Genomic DNA, 7,444 nt, shown 5'->3' with positions numbered 1-7,444 from the left:
TCCTAAATGACATCTACCTAAAATGTATCGTAAATTAAGAACCGCCTTGGTACGGATCCGTATGCCGGGTGGTGTGGAAGGTCGCCTAGGGAAATAATCCCTAGGCTCCTATCCGATTTGGGTTTGCACAAGGGATAGCAGTGGAAATCCTTTTATTACCCTGTCAGGGTTCAAAACCCTGACAGGGTAATAAAAGATTGCAACGTATAGCCCGACCCGCTTTTTTCGGCGGGATGTGCCCTAATGCTAAAACTATTTTTTATCGACTACGGGTCTATTTTCTCTGTTTGCCAATTCCCATGCCATTACAAACGCAAGTTGGGTTCTTTTGGTCAAAGCATCAAATTCTATTTTTTCGACTTCATCCGTTTTTTGATGGTAATCCGCGTGAACGCCATTGAAAAGGAATACTGCCGGAATACCATGTTTGGCAAAATTATAATGATCAGAACGCTCATAAAAATGATTTGGATCTTTAGGGTCGTTGAATTTATAATCTAAATCCATTTTGATATACTTAGCGTTTGCTATTTTACAAATGTTATCTAAATCAGTTGATAAACGATCCGAGCCAATTAGATATACATAATTGTTGGTATTTGCATGAGCATCGTCACGACGACCAATCATATCAATGTTGATATCCGTAATTGTGTTAGCCAATGGAAATAAAGGGTTTTCCGAGTAATAGCGGGAACCGTGTAAACCATGCTCTTCACCAGTTGCGTGAAAAAACAGAATAGAACGTTTTGGTCCATACCCCTCTTTTTTTGCAATTTGGAAAGCTTGCGCAATTTCTAATAAAGCAACTGTTCCGGAACCGTCATCGTCGGCACCGTTGTATACTTCGCCGTCTTTTATGCCTACGTGGTCGTAATGTGCCGAAATAACCAGGATTTCGTTTGGCTTTTCGGAACCTTCGATGTATGCCCAGACATTCTCTGAATCAGATAAGTTTTCGTTGCGTTTGGCATTCAAGAAAGCTGCGGGAATTTTTTGATAATAATCGGAAGCTCCTTTAGGAAACGGAATGTTGTTTTTTTTATATTGATTGATAAGATAAACACCTGCTTTTTTCTGGCCGGCAGAACCTGTTTCGCGTCCTTCCATTGAATCTGCAGCGACGATGTAAAGATGTGTTTTTAAATCACTGGCTGTGATGGTATTCATGTATTTTGTAGGTTCAACATCAGGAACACCCATTTTTTGGGTAGTGCAGCTTATGTTTAAAACAACTAGCAAACTTAATAAGGTTATTTTTTTCATGTTTTTTAATGTAAATTAATAAAGGTATAAATGGCAAATAAAATAAGAATTATAATGATCATAATGAAATTGATGACAAACAGGAGGGTACTTTTTATTAAGGAAACCAGGCGTGTTTCACCATAAAATCGATGATGCGCCGGAAAAAAGTAATATAGCATCCAGGAGATTCCTACGAAATTAAACATTCCGATGATGAAATTAATACCAGCCGAATCTTCAAATAAAGAAAGTATTTTAGTGAATAGAAACAGTATTAAAAACACCAATAATAAGAACGAAAAATAATGCAGTGTAAAGATACCGTGATCAAAATAATACCAGCGTTTTTTGTTATGAAAAACCCATAAGAAAAAGGCGAAAAGTGGCATGTAAATGAACAATACTTTTGAAAAATTATGAATGAATGATTCTTTGAATTTTTCAAATAATTCCTCTTTATTCTTATCTTTTACCTCTTGAAATTTTCTATTGATCAAATAACTGAAATCAGACAATTTTTCAGACTCAGGTGCATGCGCTTGTATCGAATCTAATTCCTGAACGGATTTGTAACCAAAATTTAAAAATTCTTCCTTTTCGTCAGTCTTCGCAATATTGTTTTTTATAGAATCTTTTGTTGAAATTTCTGTGCTCAAAATGCTGTCTGCATTTTTATTTTGGTTTTTTAGACTATCGTTTACAGGGTTTGATATGGGTTCCTTTTCGTTAATTTTTACCTGATTGGATTTTTCATTTGGGAAAACGGTTATAAGAAAAAATGTTATAAAACTGATAAAAATATAAAGTCGAACGGGAGCCAAATAGGACAATCGCTTTCCGGAAAGATATTCCTTTGTTAAAGTCGCAGGTTTGAATAAAAGATTTTTTATCGTTTTCCAAAAAGCATTTTCATAATGTGTTAAGTCTTCAAAAAAATGAATAAACAAATGATGAAATGTTTTTCGGGTATCGGTATTTTCTTGCCCACAATTAGGACAGAATCTGTTTTCTACAACATATCTGCAATTTTGACAGGTTTTGTCTTTTCTTAAAACGGTTTTCCCCATAAAAACGTTTTTTAATTATAATCGAATCTGAATTATTTTTTCAAGACTTCATTTAAGAAAACTTTTAAATGTTCGAAAGAACGTTTGGCGGCTTTTTCATTGTAAGCGGCTCCTTTAGAATTATCATTTCCGGATTCGGGATCTGTGAAAGAGTGTACTGCATTGGCATAATAAACCATTTGCCAATCGGCTTTTGAATCTCTCATTTCCTGTTGGAAAGCGCTAATTTCTTCTTTTGGTACAAAAGGATCATCGGCTCCGTGACACGCTAAAATTTTAGGAGTAAGAGGCTGGGTTGTTCTCGAAGCTTCTTTGCCTAAACCACCATGAAAAGAAACTGCTCCTTTTATATTTAGATTTCCACGTGCTGCTTCAAGTGCTCCAGTTCCACCAAAACAAAAACCAATTACTACAATATTATCTTTATTCGCTCCTGATTTAATTAATTGTTCTAATGCCAGGGCAATTCGTTTTTGGTATTCCTTGTAGTTTGTTTTGTAAAATCCTGCTTTTTGGCCGGCTTCCGCATTGTCTTTTGGATAATTTCCTTCACCATAAATATCAGCTATAAAGGCATAATAGCCCAACTTAGCTAAATTTTGCGCGGTATTTTTAGAATGGTTATCAATACCTTTCCAAGCGGGAAGTATAAGGACTCCTGGTTTTTGAAGGTTTTTTTTCATTGGCTGGATTTTAAATCCATTCAAAACTTGAGCGCCATCGCTATATTTTACAGCTTTTAACTGTGCAAAAGTGCTATTTGTAAACAGTATTATTCCTAAAATTAAAAAGGCTATATTTTTCATAAAATTTTGTTTTCTACACAAATATCCAAAATAAAATGTGATTTTTTTGTATAAACAGACTCTTTTTAACTTTTTTTATAACATAAATAGACAAGAAATAATTTACTGTTCAGGTTCTTGTATTAAAAAAGAATAAAATGGTTGGCGGATTAAAATAATTATTCGCCAGGATGGTAGGTGTATTCTGCATTTTTTTGGACGTCTTCTTTGTAGAAAAGGACTTCTTTGAATTGTCCTTTTTGGTACATCTCAGCTTGATCGTAAAAATGTTTTGATTTTGGATTGCCACTATTTCCGCCAGCCAATAATGATTTTGCCTTGATTTTATCTCCAAATTCTACTGCACAAACAAAACTATTGCCGCTGTAACCATATCTTTTTTTGGAGTCTTTTCTATACGAACTTGCAAATGATGGTAAACAGCCCCATGATGCTGAAGCATTCGCTATAGGTAAACTTTCCAGATTGTCATTGTACTCGAGATCTATGTCACCGGACAAACGTTGGAAACGATTTATTTCTCCCCAAGGAATTTGCCATGTGCCAAACTTCTTTTTTAATTCATTTATGACCAATTGCAATTGAGGAAGTAATTGATTGGCTGTAGCATTTTTTGCAAAATTTGTGGCGTTTTCTACCTGATCCAATTCCCCTTCATCAATGTAGGCTTTTCTAATGATTGGATCTAATTTGGATGCCCATTCATTTGCCAATGTCGTAGCTATAGAATTCGCGTTAGCGTAATAATCCCATTTTTTTAAAATGGCGATAGGTTCCACTAAATCATTATACAATTGTTCATCCGATTTTGTGTTTTTTTCAAAACAATTAATCAAGGAAGGAATTAATAGTTCAAAAACGGAAAGTTTGGTGTCATAACCGTCGGCAATTATTTTATCTAAAGTATATTGGTTTCCTTTACTTAAAAGACGAACGGCATTTATTCCTCTGAAATTTTCTCCATCAGGTGCCATGTAAGGCAAATAGTTTTCCTCTTTTGGACTGTTTGTGCCAGCCGCAGAATAAGGAGTAGAGTTGCAATTTTGCAGCCACCCGTTTGTAGGATTATATAAATGGACCGTTTCAGAAACATCGTGTAAACCTTTCCATTGTGATGCTGGCGTTGTCCCGTCCATAACTTTTGACCAGTTCAGTTTTTTATCCCGGATTGGAATAAAGTTCCCATGCCAATAAGCAATATTTCCTTTTTTGTCTGCATAAATGGTATTGTTAGAGGTATTGGCTTTTAAATCCATAGCCTTTTTATAATCATCAAAGCTCTTAGATTTTGTTCTCGTCCAACTTTGCACCAGACTGTTCATCGATCGATTATTTGATTTCAGGCTAATCCATTTCCCATCTCTTTTGGCCATAATTGGACCATGATTGGTGAAATACGTTTTGAATTCTTTCGGGATTAACGTTCCGTTTTTTAGATAATTTATGGTAATTATTTTCTCCTTTACCGGAAGTAATTTTTTATCGTATTCGTAGAATAATTTTTTGTTTTTGGTTACAATTTTTTCGGCATACAGGTCTGCAACATCCACGTTTGAGGAAGTATGCATCCAACCACAGTTTTCATTGAATCCTTGGTAGATAAAAAATTGTCCCCAAGTTACCGCGCCATAAACATGCAATCCTTCCTCACTATTAATCTGTATTTCGGGTCTGAAATAAAAAGAGGTATGCGGATTTATGTAAAGAATAGCATTTCCCGAAGCAGTTTTGGCTGGAGCCAAAGCAAAACCATTAGAGCCTGTTTGTACCTCTTTTTCTCTTTCTGTGTAAGCCACTTTATCAGTATTTCCGGAATAAAAAGCTTTTAATTCGCCGGTAGAAAGATCAGCAGTACTAATAGCTCCGATACTCCCGTCTGTCCAAAGTAATGGATACCAAGGTTCGAAATGATTTAATAAAATTGGTTTTGTTTCGGGATGATTGTATAAATAAAAGTTGATCCCATCAGCATAACTGTTTAGTAATTTTTTGAGCCAGGGGGCTGCTTTTTTATAATCGGCTTTAGCTTCATGAGTATCAATCAGAAGTTTGATTTCCAAATCATTATATAAAACGGATTCTCCTTTTATTTCAGAAAGGCGTCCTAGTTTTTCTATATAATTCATTTCAACACGATTGAAATCATCTTCACATTGGGCGTATAACATACCAAAAACAGCATCAGCATCCGTTTTGCCATAAACATGTGCGATTCCCCAATTATCTCGAATTATAGTGACTTGTTGGGCTAATTTTTTGAGTCGGTTAACTTCTTTTACATCTGTTTTTTGAGCGATGGATTGAAAACTGATACAGAATATTAACAAGCCTAATTTTAGATGATTCCTATAATTTCTCATTTCTTTGGGATGTTAATTTGGCATTATAGTGTGATATTTCGTTTAAATGCGCAACCCAATTCTATGATTGAATCCGTTTTTGAAATTCCCGGAATGTTATCAATTTTTTCATAAAGGATTTTTCTCATGTGTTCGTGATTCTGGGCTACTATTTTGATATAAAGCGTGAAAGAACCGGTTACATAATAGCATTCCGTGATTTCAGGAATATTCTTTAATTCCTCAATAATTCTGTTTGAATCTTGGTCTTTATTTAAGGTGATGCCCGTAAAAGAAGCCCAGTCGTACCCAATTTTTTTTTCGTTTATAATGGGTTTTATTCCTGCAAGAATTCCTTGTTCCGTCAATCGATTTACCCGCTGGTGAACCATAGTATTGGATATTTTTAGGGTAGTGGCAATAGCAGAAAATGCCATACGACCATCTTTTTCTAATTCTTTAATAATGTTGATATCAAATTCATCTAATGCGTCCATGGAATTTATTTTAAATTGAAAAGGTATTTTCTACTATTTATAAAAGTAACTATTATTTCTCATCCAGTTGAAATAAAAAGAAAAATAATTATTGTAAAATGACTTAATATCGTGTAAATAAAAGTGATTATTTATTTTTTTAAATAAAAAATAAGTCAAAAATATCATTTTTTGTTGTAAAATAAAAAATATTCTATATTTTTGTTTAAAATTTTTAATAAATAACAAGTCATGGAACAATCACATCAAGCACTTTCTTCAAAATCTGAAGCATTTATAGAAAAAGAAAATAAGTATGGCGCTCATAATTACCATCCTTTACCGGTAGTTTTAGAAAAAGGGGAAGGCGTGTATGTTTGGGACGTAGACGGAAAAAAATATTATGATTTCTTGTCGGCTTATTCGGCGGTAAATCAAGGGCATTGTCATCCAAAAATTGTTGGTGCAATGGTAAAACAAGCGCAAACATTGACGTTGACTTCACGTGCTTTTTATAACGATCAATTAGGACCTTACGAAGAATTTATAACTGAATATTTTGGTTTCGATAAAGTTTTACCAATGAATACTGGTGCCGAAGCAGTGGAAACCGCTTTGAAAATCTGTAGAAAATGGGCGTATGAAGTAAAAGGAATTCCTGAAAATCAAGCACAAATCATTGTTTGTGAGAATAATTTTCACGGAAGAACGACTACGATTATTTCGTTTTCGAATGATGAAAATGCGCGTAAAAGTTTTGGTCCTTTCACAGCAGGATTTATCAAAATACCTTATGATGATATTGAAGCATTGGAAAATGCTTTAAAATCAACTAATAATATCGCTGGCTTTTTAGTGGAACCTATTCAAGGAGAAGCCGGAGTTTATGTTCCTACCGACGGTTATTTGGCGAAAGCCAAAGCGCTTTGCGAACAATACAATGCATTGTTTATCGCTGATGAAGTACAAACAGGAATTGCACGTACCGGAAAATTATTAGCCGTGCATCATGAAAATGTTCAACCAGATATTTTAATTTTAGGAAAAGCGATTTCGGGTGGCGTTTATCCAGTTTCGGCAGTTTTGGCGAATAATGCGGTTATGAATGTCATCAAACCTGGTCAGCACGGTTCTACTTTTGGAGGGAATCCAGTTGCAGCTGCTGTTGCCATTGCAGCACTTGAAGTGGTTCGTGATGAAAACTTATCACAAAATGCAGCTTATTTAGGCGTTGTTTTAAGAACGGGACTTAACGAAATTGCTTCCAGAAATCCTCTAATTACATTGGTTCGTGGAAAAGGATTGCTTAATGCGATTGTTATTAATTGTGATGAAGACTCCGATTTGGCTTGGGATATTTGCATGAAATTCAGTGAATACGGTTTATTGGCAAAACCTACACATGGAAATAAAATACGTTTGGCACCGCCATTAGTTATTACTGAAACTCAAATTCATGAGTGTCTTGGAATTATCGAAAGAGCATTAAATGATTTCAGATAATTTAA

Annotated in this window: 6 protein-coding genes; 1 reads left to right on the top strand and 5 read right to left on the bottom strand. The window is 34.7% G+C overall.

The annotated features are described in order from the left end of the window. Positions 1–252: 252 nt before the first annotated feature. The 5 genes from ACM55F_RS04005 to ACM55F_RS03985 form a co-directional block, all read right to left on the bottom strand. Positions 253–1,266: a M28 family peptidase gene (locus ACM55F_RS04005; protein ID WP_416852412.1), complete on the bottom strand. Its 1,014-nt coding sequence runs from the start codon at positions 1,264–1,266 to the stop codon at positions 253–255. A 5-nt stretch (positions 1,267–1,271) separates the two neighbouring features. After that, positions 1,272–2,315 carry a DUF3667 domain-containing protein gene (locus ACM55F_RS04000; RefSeq protein WP_416852411.1) on the bottom strand — a complete coding sequence of 348 codons (1,044 nt, stop codon included), beginning with the start codon at positions 2,313–2,315 and terminating at the stop codon, positions 1,272–1,274. A gap of 32 nt (positions 2,316–2,347) precedes the next feature. Next, positions 2,348–3,121 (bottom strand): dienelactone hydrolase family protein, encoded by a 774-nt coding sequence (locus ACM55F_RS03995; protein WP_416852410.1) that lies wholly within the window; start codon positions 3,119–3,121, stop codon positions 2,348–2,350. Positions 3,122–3,279: 158 nt separating this feature from the next. After that, complete coding sequence (locus ACM55F_RS03990) at positions 3,280–5,481, bottom strand: penicillin acylase family protein (RefSeq protein WP_416852409.1); 2,202 nt, start codon at positions 5,479–5,481, stop codon at positions 3,280–3,282. Positions 5,482–5,504: 23 nt separating this feature from the next. Beyond that, positions 5,505–5,957, bottom strand: coding sequence for an Lrp/AsnC family transcriptional regulator (locus tag ACM55F_RS03985; protein WP_291249121.1), 453 nt, complete (start codon positions 5,955–5,957; stop codon positions 5,505–5,507). A gap of 231 nt (positions 5,958–6,188) precedes the next feature. On the opposite strand from ACM55F_RS03985, the gene rocD reads away from it, so the two are divergent. Beyond that, on the top strand, positions 6,189–7,439 hold the full coding sequence (gene rocD, locus ACM55F_RS03980; protein ID WP_416852408.1) for an ornithine--oxo-acid transaminase: 1,251 nt from the start codon (positions 6,189–6,191) through the stop codon (positions 7,437–7,439). The last annotated feature ends 5 nt before the right edge of the window (positions 7,440–7,444 follow it).

This window comes from Flavobacterium melibiosi, assembly GCF_048158545.1.
Taxonomy (GTDB): Bacteria; Bacteroidota; Bacteroidia; order Flavobacteriales; family Flavobacteriaceae; genus Flavobacterium; species Flavobacterium melibiosi.
This window is presented reverse-complemented; position numbering and strand designations above follow the sequence as displayed.